The 17,279-nt window shown below is 69.9% G+C and carries 16 protein-coding genes; 6 read left to right on the top strand and 10 right to left on the bottom strand.

Annotation, left to right across the window (positions count from 1 at the left end):
- Nucleotides 1-841 precede the first annotated feature (841 nt).
- Nucleotides 842-1,162 carry an alcohol dehydrogenase catalytic domain-containing protein gene (locus CcI156_RS05340; protein WP_035730374.1) on the top strand — a complete coding sequence of 107 codons (321 nt, stop codon included), beginning with the start codon at nucleotides 842-844 and terminating at the stop codon, nucleotides 1,160-1,162.
- Between the two features lie 28 nt (nucleotides 1,163-1,190).
- Here CcI156_RS05340 and CcI156_RS05335 read toward each other — a convergent pair whose 3' ends face one another.
- The 5 genes from CcI156_RS05335 to CcI156_RS05310 all read right to left on the bottom strand — a co-directional run bounded on the left by CcI156_RS05335 (nucleotide 1,191) and on the right by CcI156_RS05310 (nucleotide 6,280).
- Complete coding sequence (locus tag CcI156_RS05335) at nucleotides 1,191-1,730, bottom strand: pyridoxamine 5'-phosphate oxidase family protein (protein WP_076804526.1); 540 nt, start codon at nucleotides 1,728-1,730, stop codon at nucleotides 1,191-1,193.
- A gap of 199 nt (nucleotides 1,731-1,929) precedes the next feature.
- Nucleotides 1,930-2,745 carry a GNAT family N-acetyltransferase gene (locus tag CcI156_RS05330; RefSeq protein WP_023840925.1) on the bottom strand — a complete coding sequence of 272 codons (816 nt, stop codon included), beginning with the start codon at nucleotides 2,743-2,745 and terminating at the stop codon, nucleotides 1,930-1,932.
- The gene (locus CcI156_RS05325; protein ID WP_035730472.1) at nucleotides 2,742-3,659 is read right to left on the bottom strand and encodes an NADP-dependent oxidoreductase; all 918 of its coding nucleotides are present in this window, start codon (nucleotides 3,657-3,659) and stop codon (nucleotides 2,742-2,744) included. The genes CcI156_RS05330 and CcI156_RS05325 overlap by 4 nt, the downstream gene beginning before the upstream one ends.
- 531 nt (nucleotides 3,660-4,190) lie before the next feature.
- The gene (locus CcI156_RS05315; protein WP_076804524.1) at nucleotides 4,191-5,354 is read right to left on the bottom strand and encodes an acyl-CoA dehydrogenase family protein; all 1,164 of its coding nucleotides are present in this window, start codon (nucleotides 5,352-5,354) and stop codon (nucleotides 4,191-4,193) included.
- An 83-nt stretch (nucleotides 5,355-5,437) separates the two neighbouring features.
- Complete coding sequence (locus CcI156_RS05310) at nucleotides 5,438-6,280, bottom strand: 3-hydroxybutyryl-CoA dehydrogenase (RefSeq protein ID WP_076804560.1); 843 nt, start codon at nucleotides 6,278-6,280, stop codon at nucleotides 5,438-5,440.
- A gap of 84 nt (nucleotides 6,281-6,364) precedes the next feature.
- Here CcI156_RS05310 and CcI156_RS05305 point away from each other — a divergent pair, with 84 nt between their 5' ends.
- A complete protein-coding gene (locus CcI156_RS05305; protein WP_076804523.1) occupies nucleotides 6,365-7,048 on the top strand; it encodes a TetR/AcrR family transcriptional regulator in 684 nt (227 codons plus the stop codon).
- A 264-nt stretch (nucleotides 7,049-7,312) separates the two neighbouring features.
- Nucleotides 7,313-9,532, top strand: coding sequence for an ATP-dependent RecD-like DNA helicase (locus tag CcI156_RS05300; RefSeq protein ID WP_076804521.1), 2,220 nt, complete (start codon nucleotides 7,313-7,315; stop codon nucleotides 9,530-9,532).
- A gap of 48 nt (nucleotides 9,533-9,580) precedes the next feature.
- Here the strand turns inward: CcI156_RS05300 and CcI156_RS05295 are convergent, their stop codons facing one another.
- Nucleotides 9,581-9,808 carry a hypothetical protein gene (locus CcI156_RS05295; protein ID WP_011435992.1) on the bottom strand — a complete coding sequence of 76 codons (228 nt, stop codon included), beginning with the start codon at nucleotides 9,806-9,808 and terminating at the stop codon, nucleotides 9,581-9,583.
- 190 nt (nucleotides 9,809-9,998) lie between these two features.
- Between CcI156_RS05295 and CcI156_RS05290 the strand changes: the two genes are divergently transcribed.
- Entirely contained in the window at nucleotides 9,999-11,831 is a 1,833-nt protein-coding gene (locus CcI156_RS05290) for an MFS transporter (protein WP_076804519.1), read from the top strand.
- 64 nt (nucleotides 11,832-11,895) lie between these two features.
- Entirely contained in the window at nucleotides 11,896-12,453 is a 558-nt protein-coding gene (locus CcI156_RS05285) for a MerR family transcriptional regulator (protein ID WP_254847278.1), read from the top strand.
- Here CcI156_RS05285 and CcI156_RS05280 read toward each other — a convergent pair.
- Entirely contained in the window at nucleotides 12,447-13,547 is a 1,101-nt protein-coding gene (locus tag CcI156_RS05280) for a PP2C family protein-serine/threonine phosphatase (protein WP_232234921.1), read from the bottom strand. The genes CcI156_RS05285 and CcI156_RS05280 overlap by 7 nt on opposite strands.
- A 70-nt stretch (nucleotides 13,548-13,617) precedes the next feature.
- Here CcI156_RS05280 and CcI156_RS25460 point away from each other — a divergent pair, with 70 nt between their 5' ends.
- Nucleotides 13,618-13,770 (top strand): hypothetical protein, encoded by a 153-nt coding sequence (locus CcI156_RS25460; RefSeq protein WP_175637538.1) that lies wholly within the window; start codon nucleotides 13,618-13,620, stop codon nucleotides 13,768-13,770.
- A 6-nt stretch (nucleotides 13,771-13,776) separates the two neighbouring features.
- Here CcI156_RS25460 and CcI156_RS05275 read toward each other — a convergent pair whose 3' ends face one another.
- The 3 genes from CcI156_RS05275 to CcI156_RS05265 form a co-directional block, all read right to left on the bottom strand.
- Nucleotides 13,777-14,538 (bottom strand): 3-hydroxyacyl-CoA dehydrogenase, encoded by a 762-nt coding sequence (locus CcI156_RS05275; RefSeq protein ID WP_076804515.1) that lies wholly within the window; start codon nucleotides 14,536-14,538, stop codon nucleotides 13,777-13,779.
- Nucleotides 14,539-14,790: 252 nt separating this feature from the next.
- On the bottom strand, nucleotides 14,791-16,428 hold the full coding sequence (locus CcI156_RS05270; protein ID WP_076804559.1) for an LCP family protein: 1,638 nt from the start codon (nucleotides 16,426-16,428) through the stop codon (nucleotides 14,791-14,793).
- Between the two features lie 158 nt (nucleotides 16,429-16,586).
- Nucleotides 16,587-16,853: a DUF1876 domain-containing protein gene (locus CcI156_RS05265; RefSeq protein ID WP_011435998.1), complete on the bottom strand. Its 267-nt coding sequence runs from the start codon at nucleotides 16,851-16,853 to the stop codon at nucleotides 16,587-16,589.
- Nucleotides 16,854-17,279 lie beyond the last annotated feature (426 nt).

Raw genomic sequence — 17,279 nt, 5'->3', positions numbered from 1 at the left:
AAGCCGGCGGGGGTCATCGTCCGGTGCAGGCGCACCTRCATCGGGATCGAATCCGATGCCACTGGGCCCATTATGCTCCTCTCCCTATCCACGTCGATAACCCGGCTACCTCCGGCTGGGCGCCCCYGGCCAATCAGGCGCGTACCGGTGTATTCATGAAGGGGTGGTCGGTCCCGGGATCAGCCGTACACCACCTTTGTGCGATGCCTTCCATGATCCGATCGCGGGTGAAGTGGACACACCGCCACGTCGGCTCCGCTCCAGGCTGGCCGTCCGTCTTCGTCGGATGGCCGCTGCCGGCTACATCGAAAAGGTTATCTCCTTGCCCCGGCCGGTCGTCAATGGTGTCGCTCCCATGGGTGAGAACATACTGCTCCCCCCAGTCGGAAGGTTCGAGGGTAGTCTTGAATGCTACCCCGAAAGGGGCTCCTTCGGGTGCGTCATGTCACGTCGCCGCACCAAGGTCCCCCTCGGTTTGAGGGGGTGCGAAGGAGATTCCTGGAGGTCGGCGGAAACCCGCACGTCAGCGGGTTGATGGTGGGCAGCGGAAACGGCCTCGGGAGTTATCCGATGAGCCGGCTGGGTTAATAGATGGGACGGCGGCGGATGATGTGCGCGGATGCACGGGAATCTGCGCGGGTGGACGGTAGGAATAGGCCAGGCTGGCCATGGCGGCCGCGGTCACACCCGGTCGGAGCCACCCGGTCGGAACCACCCGGTCGGAGTTACCCGATCGGAGCCACATCCGGCTGGAGCCACCCGGTCGGAGCTACCCGACCCGACCCGACCCGAGCCCGCCGGCCCGCGTCGGCCCGCCGCCCCCTCGATCATGCGCGCAGCCGTGTACCGAGATCGCGAGGACGTCAAGGTCGAGGAGGTCCCCGAACCGGGGTGCCGGCCGGGGCACGTCAAACTTCGCGTCGCCCACAACGGGATCTGTGGCAGCGACCTGCACGAGCACTACGCCGGCCCCATCCTCTTCCACGCCGAGCCGCATCCGCTGACCGGCCTGTCGATCCCCCTCGTCCTGGGACACGAGCTAGGCGGCACCGTGGTCGACGTGGGCGATGGTGTCGGCTCGGTCGCCGTGGGCGACCGGGCGGCKCGCGGTGACGCTACCAGGCAGTCGGTGGTGATCGACGATGGTCTCGTGATGCGCTGAAACGCGGGTTTCCGCTCGAGCCGGCKGGTCAGGAGTGGATGACGGCCCGGCCGGTCATCGACTCGGGCAGGATCCGTACCCAGTGCGGATGCTCGATGCGGTCCGCCCAGGGCTTGAGTCCCGTCTGCTCAAGCCTGGCCAGCGTGCCCGGGTCGGTGACGGRCACGGCCTTCYCATTGATCARGACGCTCCAGCCGCTGCGGGACGCCGGATCGCGCCCGTCGACCTCGAAACCAACCGCGTCCTCCTCGATCGCGGCGGTCAGCTTCGAGCCCACGGCCGTCCGGAAGGCCACCGCCTCCCCGTCCATCACGTAGTTCACCGGCAGCACGAGGACCTCCCCATCCGCCCGGAACGCCACCCGGCCGAGCTGCTCGTTCCCGAGCAGCCACAGGCAGGTTGCGGGGGACAGCACCCCGCCACCGGCATGGTCGAAGGCGAACGCCACCCTGATGCTGGTCCCGCTGGTCTGGGTCGGTGTCTGCGTCGTGGGCATGGCCAGCTCGGTCCGATCGGTCGGTGAAGCCACGGTGACGAGCGCCGGCGCGCCCGCGTTCGGCGGGGTCATCGCGTCATCCCCCTCGTTCTGGGTAGTCGACGTACCTCCACTTCTGGACGGTAGTCGGACGGGGCGACCGCGGGCAGGGCCGGTCGTCGCGCCGGCGCGGGTCGTCCGACCGGGGGATGGCCTGCCGGTGGTCCGCACCGGTCCGCGGGGAAGGCGTTCGCCGGCCGGCCGGGACGGTGGTTACGCGGCCGGGCGGTGRTCACGCGGCCGGCTCGATGTCCGGTATCCGCGCGGCGCGGAACGTCACCTCACGCCGCAGCCGGAACCCGAGCGACTCGTAGAGCCGGATCGCGTTCGTGTTGGTCGCCGCGGCGTGCAGGAACGGTGTCTCCCCGCGGGCCCGGATGCCCGCGGCGACCGCGCGGACGAGCCGGGTCGCGAGGCCCTGGCCCCGGTGGTCCGCGTCCGTGCAGACGGCGCTRATCTCGGTCCAGCCGGGCGGGTGCAGCCGTTCCCCGGCCATCGCCACCAGCGTGCCGTCCCGCCGGATGCCGAGGTACGTGCCGAGCTCGATCGTGCGAGGCAGGAACGGCCCGGGTTTGGTGCGTTCGGCCAGCGCGAGCATCTCCGGCACGTCCGCGGTCCCCAGCCGCACGGCCTCCTCGTCCGGGAGCGCGTCGACCCCCTCGTCTACGAGCTGCGCGCCGTCGAAGATCGCATCCCCCCAGCCGGGCGGCGGGGAAGCGTCGATGCCGGTGAACGGCGCGATCGCGCCCGGGCCGAGCAGCGCCGCGACGTTGCGCCAGGTGCTCTCGTCGGGCACGTCCGGCAGGGCGACGAACGGTGACACGCCGACCGGGTAGCGCAGCACGTCACCGACCCGCTCGGCGAAATGCGCGTGCGGACCCAGGAGGGAGGAACGGACGGGGTTGTTCAGCACATGCTGGCCGGTCGCGTGCCGCCCGGGCTCCGGCCGGTCGGGTCCCGGCCGCCCGGGGGCGTGCCGCCCGGGGGCGTGCCGCCCGGGGGCGTGCCGCCCGGGGGCGTGCTGTCGGGGAACGGCAAGCTCGGTCACGCGGCGACCTTGATCACGATCTTGCCGCGGGCGTGGCCGTTCTCCACCGCGCGCAGCGCCGCCGGGGCCTGGTCCAGCGGGAAGGTCGCGGTCACGAGCGGGTCCAGCGCGTCGTCCACGACCAGCTGGGCGACCGCGTCGAGCACGCGGCTGTCCCGGGCCCGCTGGACCGTCGTCCCGCCGTACCGGTCGCTCGCCCCAGACAAGGCCGTGACGAGCTTCGACCGGTCCGCGAGGACCTCGACGACGTCGTCCAGCGTCTCGCCCCCGACGAGATCGTAGATTCCGTCGACCCCCCGGGACGCGGCGGCCCGCACCCGGTCCGCGACATCGGGGCCCGGCTCGACGTGCGCCACGCCGAGGGCCTCGACGAAGTCCTTCTTGCCGGCGCTCGCGGTGCCGACGACCGTCAGGCCCGCATGCCGGGCGATCTGCGCGGCGGCCACTCCCACGCCGCCACCCACACCGATGATCAGCAGGGTGGCGCCGGGCGGCAGGGCCAGCTGGTGCACGCCGTCGTAGGCGGTCGCCGCCGCGACCGGAAGCGTCGCCGCGGCCACGAAGGACACCGCGGCCGGCTTGCGCGCGCTCTCCCTGGCGGTCAGCACCGTGTACTCGGCGTAGCCACCGCCCGGCGCGCTGCCGAACACCTCGTCGCCGACGGCGAATCCGTTGACGTCCGGGCCCACCTGCGTCACCACGCCGGAGGCCTCCACTCCGAGCACGACCGGAAACACGGCCGGCGGGGCGGCCGGCAGCCGCAGGCCGCCCCGCAGCTTCCAGTCCACGGGGTTGACCCCGGCGGCGCGTACCGCGATCGTGAGCTGACCCGGCCCGGCCACCGGGATCGGGAGGTCAGCGAACGCCTCCACCTCCGGACCGCCGTGGTCGTTGTAGACGTAAGCCTTCGGCACCACAACCACCGTTCCCTTCGCCGTTTCCCTGGCCGTCCCGCCGCGGCTGTCCCACCGCGTCGAGACCTCCGCGATGTCCGCGATGTCCGCGGCAGGCGTCAACGCCGACCGCGATCACCTACAACACCGGGGCGGGCCGTCACCTTCCGGCGGTGGCCGGCACCGGGACGGCGGCGGCCACCGCCGAGGTCAGGCCGATAGTCGAATTCTGGTTCTGTTCGACGTCGAAGAAGGGCCGAAGAAGATCGAAGAAGGCTGGGGGAGGCCGGGGGAGGCCGGGAAAGGCCGGGGTGACCTGGGAGGCCGAGAAAGGCCTGGACAGGTGCGAACCCGGCCGACTCACGTCCGGCGCAGCCACTGCTCGGTGAGTAACTCGTAGGACCGCACCTGCTCGGCGGGGGTGACCTGGCGGGGCCGGTTCTGCGCTCACGGCMACGACCCCGCCGGTGGCTACCGGCACCGAGCCTGCCCTACAGCCGACCCGGTGACTCCCATAAGCCTGCTAACTCCCTCCAGGTAGGGCCAGCGGAGTTAGCCGGCGAGGAGCTGGCGGGCCATGACGATGCGCTGGATCTGGTTGGTACCTTCGTAGATCTGGGTGATCTTGGCGTCCCGCATGAGCCGTTCGGCGGGGAAGTCCTGGGTGTAGCCGTAGCCGCCGAGTAGCTGTACGGCGTCGGTGGTCACCTGCATGGCGGTGTCCGACGCCAGACACTTGGCGGCGGCGCCGAAGAACGTGAGGTCGGCGTCCCCCCGCTCGGACTTGGCGGCGGCGACATACACCATCTGGCGCGCGGCCTCCAGCGCCATGGCCATGTCGGCAAGCATGAACTGGATCCCCTGGAAGTCCGCGATGCGCTTGCCGAACTGCTTGCGCTCCTTGACGTAGTTCAGGGCGAGGTCGAGTGCGCCCTGGGCGATGCCGATGGCTTGTGCACCGATGGTCACCCGAGTGTGGTCGAGAGTACGCAGCGCCAGCCRGAGGCCGTGACCGAGCTCGCCGATGAGACGATCCTCGGGAATTCGGCAGTCGTCGAAGAGCAGCTCGCGGGTCGGAGAGCCCTTGATGCCCAGCTTCTTCTCCGGGCTGCCGACGGAGAAGCCCGGGTCGGAGCTCTCCACGATGAAAGCGCTGATGTTGGCGCCGCGTCGGCCGTCGGGGTCGGTGACGGCGAGCACGGTGTAGTACTCGGAGATCCCCGCGTTGGTGATCCAGGACTTCTGCCCGGAGAGCACCCAGTGGTCGCCGTCGCGGACGGCGCGGGTCTTCATCGCAGCGGTGTCGGAGCCGGCCTCACGTTCGGAGAGGCCGTAGGAGAAGGCGGCCTCGCCGCGGGCCAGCGGTGGGAGGTATCGCTGTTTCAGGTCGTCGGTGCCGCCGAGGATGAGCGGGAGGCTGCCGAGCTTGTTCACGGCGGGGATCAGCGAGGAGGACGCGCAGACGCGGGCGACCTCCTCGATGACGATGCAGGTGGCGAGCGCGTCGGCGCCGACGCCGTCGTATTCGACAGGGACGTGGGGCGCGTGGAAGTCGGAGGCCACCAGCGCGTCGTAGGCCTCCTGCGGGAACCGGCTGTGGGCGTCGACGTCGGCGGCGTACGGCGCGATCTTGTCGTAGGCCAGGGTGCGCACGGCGTCGCGCAACTCGAGGTGCTCGTCGCTGAGTCGGTACAGGTCGAAGTCGGTGGCGGTCATGGGTTCCTCGCTCACTAGGTCGCTTGCCAGGGCGCTCAGTAKGTGCAGAAGAGTTACTAAGGCGCTCAGTAGGTGTAGGGCGCTCAGTAGGTGTAGAAGCCGCGGCCGGTCTTGCGACCCAGCAGGCCGGCGTCGACCATGCGGGCCAGCAGCGGCGGCGGCGCATAGAGGGGTTCCTTGAACTCCTCGTACAGCGACTCGGYCACTGCCTTGGTGGTGTCCAGCCCGATCAGGTCAGCCAGCGCCAGCGGTCCTTGCGGGTKGGCGGCACCACGGACCAGTCCCTGGTCGATGTCCTCGGCCGTGGCGAACCCGGACTCCAGCATCCGGATCGCCGAGAGCACGAACGGGATCAGCAGGGCGTTGACCACGAAGCCCGCCCGGTCCTGGCAGTCGATGGSGTGCTTGCCCAGATCGTCCTGCACGAACGCCCGCGCCCGCTCGGTCGTCTCCGGGTCGGTCAGCAGGCTCGGYACCAGTTCGACCAGGGACAGCACCGGGACCGGGTTGAAGAAGTGGATACCCAGGACATGGGTGGGCCGTTCGGTGGCCACGGCGAGCTTCATGATCGGAATGGAGGAGGTGTTGGAGGCCAGCACCGCGTCCGGGTCCTTGACGACCTCGTCGAGTCGCTTGAACAGCGTGGACTTGGCGGTCTCGTCCTCGACGATCGCCTCCACCACGAGGCCGCGGTCGGCCAGGGCCTCGATGTCCTCGACGACCTGGATGCGTTCGAGTACTTCCGCGGCGCTGGCCACCTTGCCGCGGCTCTCCGCGCGGGACAGTGATGTCTCCAGGCGCTGCCGTCCCGCGGTCACGGCGGGCGTGGTCATCTCCACGACGACCACGTCCTTGCCGGCACGGGCGCAGACCTCGGCGATCCCGGCACCCATCAGGCCACAGCCGACGATACCGACCTTGTTGATGGCGTTCACCTGGCTCCTCCTCCACGGTGTTGGTACGCAGTATCATAGTTGTGGAACTACGTACCACCAAGTAATTTCGGTGCCGTGGAGCAGCAGCCGGCCCGCTTGGCCAAGGACAGGCTCGTCGCGGCGGCGTTCGAGCTCTTCGAGGAGCRTGGCTTCGAGGGCACGACGGTCGACGACATCGCGCAACGCGCGGGCGTCGGTCGGACGACGTTCTTCCGGATCTACCGGTCCAAGGAGGACGTGATCTTTCCCGAGCACGACGTGCTGCTCGGCCACATCGAAGCCCGGCTTGCGACCGCCGCTCCAGAGACCCGCGGGCTCGCTCTCGCGGAGGCCGCCCGCATAGTGCTGCAGCACTACCTCGCCGAGGGCGAGCTCGCCCGCGCCCGCTACCGCCTGACCAGCACCGTCCCTACACTGCGCGCCCGCGAGGTGGCCGGCATCCGGCAGTATCAGCGCCTGTTCGCCAGGTTCCTGCGCGACTGGATGGGCAACGCGCCCGACGGCGCCCTGCGTGCCGAGTTGGTGTCCGCGGCCATCGTCACCGCCCACAACCATGTGCTCCGACGCTGGCTCCGAGGCGAGACCACCTCCCCCGGCGAGGAGTTCAACCGTGCGATGGAGGTGGCGCTCGAGCATCTCGAAACRCCTGCTGAAGCCGGGACAGCCGTTGTCATATTCCGCACCTCCGCCGGCGTGGACGCCGTGGTCACCCGGCTGCGTCGGGCACTTGAAGAGGAACAGCGGCGCCCCTTGAGCTAGCGAGGGTGTCTGAAAGGGATGCCGGCGGACCTACTTCGCGGTACTGGTCACGGAAGGGGACGCCCCGGACCGCGCCGGGGAACGGTGGCGATCGACCGAAGGGCAGGATGGGCACACGGTCCGGGGCGGACACCGCCCGCCCGGCTGCTCTGCTCGTTGCCCCGCTCGGTCCGTTACCCTGCTACCCCATCCGAAGCTGGAGATCGTCTTGTCCCACCCCGAGGAAGCGGTGATTCTCATCGTCCCGGCGTCCCGGCGGCTACCATGATCGGACGCGAACCCTTCCGCGGCGCGGTCCTCGATGCGGTGCTGGAACGGATCACCTATGCCAACGAGGAGACCGGCTACACGGTCGCGCGGGTTGACACCGGGCGCGGCGGTGACCTGGTGACCGTCGTCGGGGCGTTGCTCGGCGCGCAGCCGGGGGAGTCGCTACGGATGCGGGGGCGATGGGGTTCGCACCCGCAGTACGGCCGCCAGTTCCAGGTCGAGGATTACACGACCGTGCTGCCGGCGACCGTCCAGGGCGTGCAGCGCTATCTCGGCTCGGGCCTTATCAAGGGCATCGGTCCGCGCCTGGCCGAACGCATCGTCGAGCATTTCGGGGTCGCGGCGCTGGACGTCATCGAAAAGGAGCCGGAACGACTCATCGAGGTGCCGAAGCTCGGCCCGAAGCGTACCAGGGSGATCGCCGAGGCGTGGGAGGAACAGAAGGCCATCAAGGAGGTGATGGTCTTTCTTCAGGGGGTGGGTGTGTCCACCTCGCTGGCGGTGCGGATCTACAAACAGTACGGGGACGCGTCGATCGGTGTGGTGCGCAATGAGCCCTACCGGCTGGCCACGGACGTCTGGGGCATCGGGTTCCGCACCGCGGACACCATCGCGAAGGCGGTGGGGATTCCGCATGACAGTCCGCAGCGGATCAAGGCTGGCCTGCTGTTCACGCTGTCCGAGGCCACCGACGGCGGTGGCCACTGCTTTCTGCCCGAGCCCCGGCTCATCAGCGACGCCGTGCAGATTCTCCAGGTCGACACCGGTGACGTCATCGAGTGCCTGGGGGAGCTGGTCGCCGAGGACGGGGTCGTCCGGGAGGAGGTTCCAAGCGAGGATCCGGCGACGCCGACGGCCGCGATCTACCTGGTGCCGTTCCACCGGGCCGAGATATCCGTTGCCGGCCAGTTGCGCCGCCTGCTGAATACCGGCGCGGACCGGTTGGCCGCCTTCGCCTCGGTGGACTGGGACCGGGCGTTGGGCTGGCTGCGGGAGCGGACCGGGGTCGAGCTCGCGCCGGCCCAGCGCGATGCGGTGCAGCTTGCCCTGACGTCCAGGGTCGCCGTGYTGACGGGCGGACCGGGCTGCGGCAAGAGTTTCACCGTCCGCTCCATCGTGACGCTCGCACTGGCCCGGCAGGCGAAGGTGATCCTCGCCGCGCCGACCGGCCGGGCCGCGAAGCGGCTGACCGAGCTGACCGGGCACGAGGCATCGACGGTGCACCGGCTGCTGGAGCTGCGGCCGGGCGGTGACGCCGCCTTCGACCGGGACCGCCCGCTCGACGCCGACCTGATCGTCGTTGACGAGGCGTCGATGGTCGACCTGCTACTGGCGAACAAGCTTGCCAAGGCGGTTCCGCCCGGCGCGCATCTGCTGCTGGTCGGCGACGTCGACCAGCTGCCGTCGGTCGGTGCCGGCCAGGTGCTACGCGACCTGCTCGCCGAGGGGACGCCGATCCCGCATGTCCGGCTCACCCAGGTCTYCCGAGCGGCGACCGAGTCCGGGGTGGTGACCAACGCGCACCGCATCAACCGTGGTGACTATCCGCTGGTCCGGGGACTGCCCGACTTCTTCTTGTTCGCCGCCGAGGAGGCGGAGGAGGYGGCGAAAATCACCGCGGAGGTGGTCGCCCGGCGGATTCCGGCGAAGTTCGGGCTTGATCCGCGCCGGGACGTGCAGGTACTGACCCCGATGCACCGCGGCCCGGCGGGGGCCGGCGCGCTGAACACCCTGCTGCAGGAGGCCCTGACGCCGTCCCGCCCGAACGTGGCCGAGCGGCGCTTTGGCAGCCGGACGTTCCGGGTCGGCGACAAGGTTACGCAGGTGCGCAACAACTACGACAAGGGCGCGAGCGGGGTCTTCAACGGCACTCTCGGCGTGGTCACCGCGCTGGATGTGGAGAACCAGACGCTCACCATCCGGACCGACGAGGACGAGGACATCGACTACGACTTCGGGGAGCTCGACGAGCTGACCCACGCCTACGCGGTGACGATCCACCGCTCCCAGGGCAGTGAGTACCCCGCGGTCGTCATCCCGCTCACCACCAGMGCCTGGATGATGCTGCAACGCAATCTGCTCTACACGGCCGTCACCCGGGCGAAGAAGCTGGTCGTGCTGGTGGGATCCCGCCGGGCGATCGGCCAGGCGGTGYGGGCCGCCGGTCACGGCCAGCGGCACACCGCGCTCGACCACCGGCTGCGTAGCGGGTGACTGGTGAACACCACCTACCATCGGCTCGTAACGGTAACGGCGACACGGTCAGCTCGACGCCGCCACGCCCAGGCTCACGCTGGTTGCCGCGGCTATGACCACTGCCTCCGCTTCCGCGATGACCTTCTTGACGATCGGGGCGACCGGCGTCAGGTCGGTCGCCGTCCGGATCCGCTCCTTCGCGTGCCCGCGGGACGCGCGCTCGGGTGCCACCACCTCGAGTAGACGGGCCGGGCCCGCGAGCGCGAGCAGKAGAAGTTCCTCGGCGAGCAGCATCGTCGTCTCCTCATTCGTCGGCGTTCGTGCCCCGGACCCTTACCTGGTCCGGGGACGGGGGCGCCCGGTCGGCCGGCTGGCAATCCCCGGTCGCGAAGCCGACGCCCACAACGGCGTATATCGGCCTCCGGCCGCTATGAACCATGTCACATCTACCGCTGACGTTAGATAGAGGCGCTACCTTCGTGCGGTGACGACTTCCGACACCGCCGCCGGCACCCTGTCGCTTGAGGCCGACGAGGTCCTGGCCCGGCCCGGTCCGGACAACTACAAGTGGATCGCGCTGTCGAACGCGACCATTGGCATCCTGATGGTGACGATCAACAGTTCGATTCTTCTCATCGCCCTTCCGGATATCTTCCGGGGAATCGAGATAGACCCGCTCGCACCGGAGAACACCTCGTACTTCCTCTGGATCCTGATGGGATTCCTGCTGGTCACCTCGGTGCTCGTGGTGAGTCTGGGGCGGGTCGGCGACATGTTCGGCCGGGTGCGGATGTACAACCTCGGCTTCGCGATCTTCACGCTGTTCTCGATCCTGCTCGCCGTCACCTGGATGCATGGCACGGCAGCCGCCTGGTGGATCATCATCATGCGGGTGCTGCAGGGCGTGGGCGGTGCCTTCCTCTTCGCCAACTCCAGCGCGATCATCACTGACGCCTTCCCGGAGGACGAACGCGGGCTCGCCCTGGGGGTCAACGGCGTCGCGGCGATCGTCGGATCATTTCTGGGGCTGTTGATCGGCGGTCTGCTGGCGCCGGTCGAATGGCATCTGGTCTTTCTTGTCTCGGTGCCGTTCGRCATCTTCGGGACGGTCTGGGCCTACCTGAAGCTGCKCGACAACGGGGCGCGCACCCAGGCCCGGATCGACTGGGCCGGCAACATCACGTTCGCGGTCGGCCTCATCGCGATCCTGACCGGCATCGTCTACGGGCTGCAGCCCTATGGCGGTCACACGATGGGCTGGACCAAGCCGTTCGTGCTGAGCTGCCTGTTCGGTGGTCTCGCGGTGCTGRTCGGCTTCGTCGTCATCGAGCTGCGCTCCGCCGACCCGATGTTCCGCCTGGACCTGTTCCGGAGCCGGACCTTCACCATGGGCAGCATCGCGGCTCTGCTCGGCGCGCTCGCCCGTGGTGGTCTGCAGTTCATGTTGATTATCTGGTTGCAGGGGATCTGGTTGCCGCTGCATGGCTACAGCTTCGAGAAGACCCCGCTGTGGGCCGGCATCTACCTRATTCCGGTGACCGTCGGATTCCTGGTGGCGGGGCCGCTGGCCGGCCGGTTCGCGGACCGCTACGGTGCGCGTCCGTTCGCCACCCTGGGACTGGTGATCACGGCGGTGGCGTTCCTGCTGTTCGACGCCATTCCCATCGACTTCGACTATCCGTGGTTCGCGCTGATCCTGTTGCTGATGGGCCTGTCCATGGGCCTGTTCGCGGGGCCGAACACCAGCAGCGTGATGAACACCCTGCCGCCCAACCAGCGCGGTGCCGGTGCCGGCATGCTCAACACGTTCCAGAACTCGGCCAGCGTGCTGTCCATCGGTGTTTTCTTCACCATCATCGCGCTCGGGCTGGCCGCCAGCCTTCCGGACGCCATGTACTCCGGGCTTGTCGGGCAGGGCGTCTCCCCGGCGAAGGCGCACGAGCTGGCGAACCTGCCGCCGATCGGCAGCCTGTTYGCCGCGTTCCTCGGGTACAACCCCACCGAGCGACTGCTCGGCCCGGACACCCTGTCGCAGCTCGACCCGGCGAAGGCCGACTTCCTCACCGGGCACACCTTCTTCCCGAACCTCATCTCCGGGCCGTTCGGTGACGGTCTGCGCCTCGCCTTCGCCTTCGCCGCCGTCGCCTGCCTGGTCGCCGCGGGCTTCTCCTGGCTGCGCGGGAAGCAGCGGCCGCACGTGCGCCGTCCGCTGCTCGAAGAGACGGCCGAGGGGCTGGCCGGCGCGGGCGACATCGCGGCGATGGAGGACGGTGCCGGGAGCGCTCTTTCGAGCAGCCCCCTGGCCGCCGAGCGATAGGCCGCGGGCTAGGCCGAGCGTGAGAAAGGCCCTGACGTCGATGATCAGAGCCGCCGATGGCGCCGTGCGGRCCGATGGCGCCGTGCGGGCCGATGGCGCCGTGCGGAACAATTGCCTGGTGCGGGACGGCGACGCGGCCAAGAGCCCGGTCAAGAGCGCGGCCAAGAGCGCGGTCAAGGATGCGGCTCGTGACCTGCGCGGGATCGGTCAGGCCGCGCAGGAACTGGGCGTCTCGGTGCGGGCCCTGCGGTATTACCAGGAGGTGGGGCTGCTCACCCCGTCCGGGCGCACCCTGGGCGGGAACCGGCTGTACGCGGATTCCGACCTCGCCCGGGTGCGGCGCATCCGCGAGCTGCAGACGCTGCTCGGCTTCAACCTGGACGAGATCCGCACGATCCTCGCCTACGAGGATCGTCTCGCCCAGGTCCGGCAGGAGTACCACGCGGCGTCCGACGACGCGGACCGCATCCGGCTGCTGACCGAGGGCACGTCGGCCTACCGGAGGCTCCGCGTCGAGATTGACGAGAAAATCAGCCGGCTGGTGGCCTTCCGTGACGAGATCGACGAACGGATCGAGCGGGCGGACCGGCTGRCCAAGGGGGTCGCCGACAGCTCTCAGTGATCATCCGATCGTCGGGTTGGGCCGGCGTGCCGGGTCGGTCCGGGAACCTCGACCGCCAGGAGCGCCACATCGTCGTTCAGCGTCGATCGCGTCCAGTCCCGGACCCGGTCGGCGAGATCGGTCAGCGCCTCGTCGAGTGACGTGTGGGCGAACGCGGCCTCGGCCGCGGGCAGCAGGGGGAAGAAGGCGCCGGTCGTGGGGGCGCGTGCCTCGGTGATGCCGTCGGTATAGAACAGCAGGCGATCCCCCGCCCGCAGCACGGTGTCCGTCACGTTGCTCCCGTCCGTGATCAGCCCGAGCGGTGGCAGCCTGGACGAGACAGTGAGCAGATCCGCCTGCCCGGCACGAACGAGAACGGGATCGGGATGTCCCGCGTTCGCCAGCGTCAGACGGCTGCCGTCGACCTGCCCGACGACCGCGGTGACGAAGTCGTCCAGGCAGCTGGCATCGGCGACCTCCGCGTCGAGGTTCGCCAGCAGATCGCGCAGRCCGCCCGTGCGTCGACTCATCAGCCGGAAGCAGCTGAGCACCCGGCTCGCGATCCGCACGGCGTCGAGCCCCTTGCCCCGTACGTCACCAATGAGCAGGCGGGTTCCCCACGGGCTGTCGACGACCTCGTACAGATCCCCACCGATCATGGCCTCCACGGTGGCACTCTCGTAGCGGACGGCGAACCGCAGCCCGCCGGACGACGACGGGACGGGACTGAGGATCGTCTGCTGCGCCACCTCGGCCACCCGAGTGACGTTCTGCAGCTTCGTCTCGCGTCGGATGTTGTATCGGCTGACCAGGACGGCCATCACTCCGCCGGCCGTGACCCCGACCAGCCGGACCACCTGGGCCGTCGGGCCACCGCCGCTCCGGCCGAACAGGTCATCGTGCAGACCCAGCAGGATGCCCGCCAGGACCGCCGCCACCCCGTAGCCTGCGGTCAGCCGGGGTCCGGCGAACGTGGCCGCGAGCATGGGGCTCAGAATCGCGAGTCCGATCACGTTCCATTTCTGGTTGCTCAGTTGCAGTCCGACCACCAGGGCGAGTATGAGCATCGGGGTGATCGGGGCGATCGGGGCGAACCAGCGCAGCACCCTCAGCACCTCAGTACCGSAGCACCCTCAGCACCCCGGGAGATCCGCCCGGGGATCTCGCCTTGGCCAGGCCGCATGGGTGTCTGTCTACCCGCGAGCGGTCCGGACCGAACCCGCCGGAGCCTGCTTCCAGGGGGCCTCACCAGCCAGCATGGACGCGCTGACCCGGCGGCGGRCCCGGCCCGCCGAGACCTCGATCGCGCGCCTCGCCGAGCAGCTCGCGGCGCTGTGAACCCGTTCAGCGGGGTGCCATCCGGATGGCACCGTCGAGGCGGATGGTCTCGCCGTTGAGCATGGGGTTCGCGATGATCTGGGTCGCGAGCAGGCCGTACTCGTCGGGGGAGCCCAGGCGCGAGGGGTGCGGGACCTGCTGGCCGAGAGAGACGCGAGCCGGCTCCGGCAGCGAGGCGAGCAGCGGGGTGTCGAACAGGCCGGGGGCGATGGTCACCACGCGGATCTTCAGACTGGCGAGGTCGCGGGCGATCGGCAGCGTCATGCCGACGATGCCGCCCTTGGACGCCGAGTAGGYGGCCTGCCCGATCTGGCCCTCGAACGCCGCCACGGACGCGGTGTTGATGATGACGCCACGCTCGCCGTCGATCTCCTCGGTCCTGCTGATCCGCTCGGCCGCGAGTCGGATGACGTTGAACGAGCCGATCAGGTTGACCTTGACGACCCGCTCGAAGATGGCCAGTGGGAACGGCCCTTCCTTGCTCAGCGTCTTGGCGGCGTTGCTGATGCCGGCGCAGTTGACGGCGATGCGCAGCGGGCCCAGCTCGGCAGCCACGTCCAGGGCTGCCGTCACGTCCTGCTCGGAGGTGACGTCGCCGGGGCTGAATCGCACCGAACTGCCGAACTTCTCCGCGACCGCCGCGCCGTTCGAGGAYGGGAGGTCGAGGAGGACCACGCTGGCACCAGCGTCGATGAGCCGGGTGGCGGTGGCAAGGCCGAGGCCGGAAGCCCCGCCGGTCACCACGGCGACTGAATCCGTGATCTGCACGTGAGTTCCTCTCCGGGAGGGACATCGGCCGGAGGCGCGGCCTTGGCTGTGCGGGGTGGAGCTGGGGGAACGAGCCGGCCGTCCCCCGACCGGCGACCAGGGGAGGCGGCCATCCGTGCACACCCCGGAAGACGTGCACACCCCGGAAGAGTAGTGCAAGCCGCGCGGGCGGACAGCGCTCCCGTGGGCCGCCAGCTCCGCGCTGCCCACCGGTTGGCGCGGATTGGGACCGGGCCGGTGGGACCAGGAGGATCAGTAGGTGCAGGTGGGCGGGCCCGGCGAGGGCGCTCCCGGCGGCGCCGGTCCGGCGGCGGGTCCGGCCGCCGCCGGTGCGGGCGCAGGCGCGGTCCCACCGGCCGTCACACTCGGCGTCACCACCGCGGTGAAGCCGGAGCCCAGGACGAGCTGGACACCGGTGATGCTCGCATCGGCGAGCAGGACCGAGCCGGGCACCGCCGCGGCGACGGTGTTCGCCTCGGCCTCCTGCCCGGGGGCGTAGAGCACCCGGGAGGTCTCGTGGGTGAGGACCGAGGCGTTGCCGGCGTTGCGGGCGTGGAAGCCCTTGGCAGTCAGCTGCTCGGTGACCTTGGAGGCGAGTCCGGCCCGCGACGAGCCGTTGTAGACGGCGACCCGGACCTGGGAGGGCGCGGCGGCGGCGCCGGGAGCGAGCGCCGGACCGGTCCCCCCGCTCCCGGCGTCGGTGGTAGAACTCGYGCCCTCGGCCTTGCCACCCATCGGCGCGACGATGCGCTGCAGGTCGTCCGGCCGGTAGAGCTGCACGGAGGCCGGGACTCCGTGCAGGCGGATGTTGCCGTTGTCGTCGATCGCCCCCTCGGCACGGGTCGGCGCGTGGACGGGCACGGTCTGCATCTGGAGGCCCCCGGTGGCCAGCCCGCGGACTCGGGTGCCGAGGCTGCGCAGGTCGGCGATGCTGGTGTGGTTGTCGAGGGTGAGCGCGCTCGCTGCCGCCGATACCAGCTTCTGGGCCTTGATCGGGTTCGTCAGGGTGTCGTCTGCCATGATCTTGTGGAACATCGAGCCGATGAACTGCTGCTGCCGGCGGATGCGGTCGAAGTCGCCGTCCGGCAGGCCGTGGCGTTGGCGAACGAAGGCCAGGGCCTGGTCGCCGCCGAGCTGGATCGTCCCGGGCCCACCGACGAATCCGCTCATCGGGTCGTTGGTGTTCGTGCTCATCCGCCACCGCCCGCGGTCGTCCTGGTAGCGGCTCGGTTTCGCGTCCGACGGCTTGATGCAGACCTGGACACCGCCGATGGCATCGGTGATCTCCTTGAAACCCTCCAGGTCCATCGAGATGTAGTGGTCGACCTGCAGGCCGGTCAGGCTCTGCACCGTCTGCACCAACAGCGACGGGCCGCCTACGGAGATCGCGGCGTTGAACTTGTCGTGCCAGGCCTTGTGACGTTTRCCGGCCCCGTCGGTGTACTCGGGGATCAGCACATACATGTCGCGGGGRAAGGAGACCATGGTGGTGGTCCCATCCTTCGTCAGGTGCGCGAGGATCGTCGTGTCGGAGCGCTGGCCCGGCGCGTCTCCGTACTTACCGTTGGTACCGGCGCGGCTGTCGGTCCCGACCAGCAGGTAGTTCGCGGTCCCCACCCCGCCGGAGTCGCCGCCCGAACCGAGGCCGAGGTCGACCCGGTTGACCTTGCCGTCGACATAGAAGTACGCGGCCCAGCCCCCCACCGTGGCCACGAACACGAGGCAGGACACGCAGGCCAGGAAGACCCGCAACCCGCGACGCCTAGCCGACCGTCCGCCGCGTGCCGACCCGGATCCCGACCGGCCGGACCCCGATCCCCGCGGGTCGAGCCGGGGTGGAAGCACCCGCGCGTGGTCGGCGGCGTCGTTCTGCGGGTGCGGTGCGGTCACTTCCCGCCTCTCCTCGAGCGGTCCGGCGAGCAGGGTCCGGCATGGCACGGAAAGTAACACGAATGGTTTCATGCTCCCTGATGAGGGGTTCAGCCGAGTTTGGCCATATCCGGGTGAGCGGCGGCGGCTTCACCGGCTTCACCGGCGGCGGACGACGATCACATAGTCCGGTCGGGTCCCGCCATCGCCGCCTGGATGTTTTCGGCGGCCGCGTCGAACAGGCGGTGTGCCAGCTCCGACAACGCGCGCGCGGCGGCCACCTCGTCCCCGATCTCGGGAACGTCGGACTCCCCGGGGTGCAGCCGGGCCTGCCCCGTCCCATGTAGATCGTCGCGGGCGCTGCCGTGCAGGGCCGCATCCGCCTGGGTACGGCCGTGCTGCTCCGTCAGGGAGATCTGCACGGTCCAGGTTCTCGTGGTGGTCATCTCGGCCTCCGTCCGACGAGTTCTCCTCGGATGAGTTCTTCCTGGTTGTCACGTGCCCGCGTGGTCCCCGGTGACACGGGGGGGTGACACGGGGGGGGGTGACACGGTGCCCGGCCCGGGCACCGGCCGGGCCGGGCACCCACAGGTGGCGTATGGCCCGTTCATCGGCGCGCTTAATGTTGGGCATCCTCCGCCTTCCGGTATTGCCGGGATTCACCGTCCCGGCAACGGGAAGGCGTGGGGCGCCGCGCCGGTTGGTCCAGGAGGAACCGGTCCCTGGGAGGGACTGGTCCGAACGCGAGAACGGGAGGCGAGTGGATGACGGCCGAGGCACGAGGGCGGATTCGGCTCGAACAGGGCCGCGGGCGGGTGCGGACGTATCTGGGCGGCCAGCTGGTCGCGGATCCGTCGGYCGGCGGGATCCGC

It is taken from the genome of Frankia sp. CcI156 (genome assembly GCF_001983015.1).
GTDB classification, from domain to species: Bacteria; Actinomycetota; Actinomycetes; order Frankiales; family Frankiaceae; genus Frankia; species Frankia casuarinae.
This window is presented reverse-complemented; position numbering and strand designations above follow the sequence as displayed.

What these genes read in the sequence shown, in the direction of transcription:
- CcI156_RS05265 (WP_011435998.1), bottom strand. Translation starts at nt 16,853, where the DNA reads ATGACCACCACGAGAACCTGGACCGTGCAGATCTCCCTGACGGAGCAG.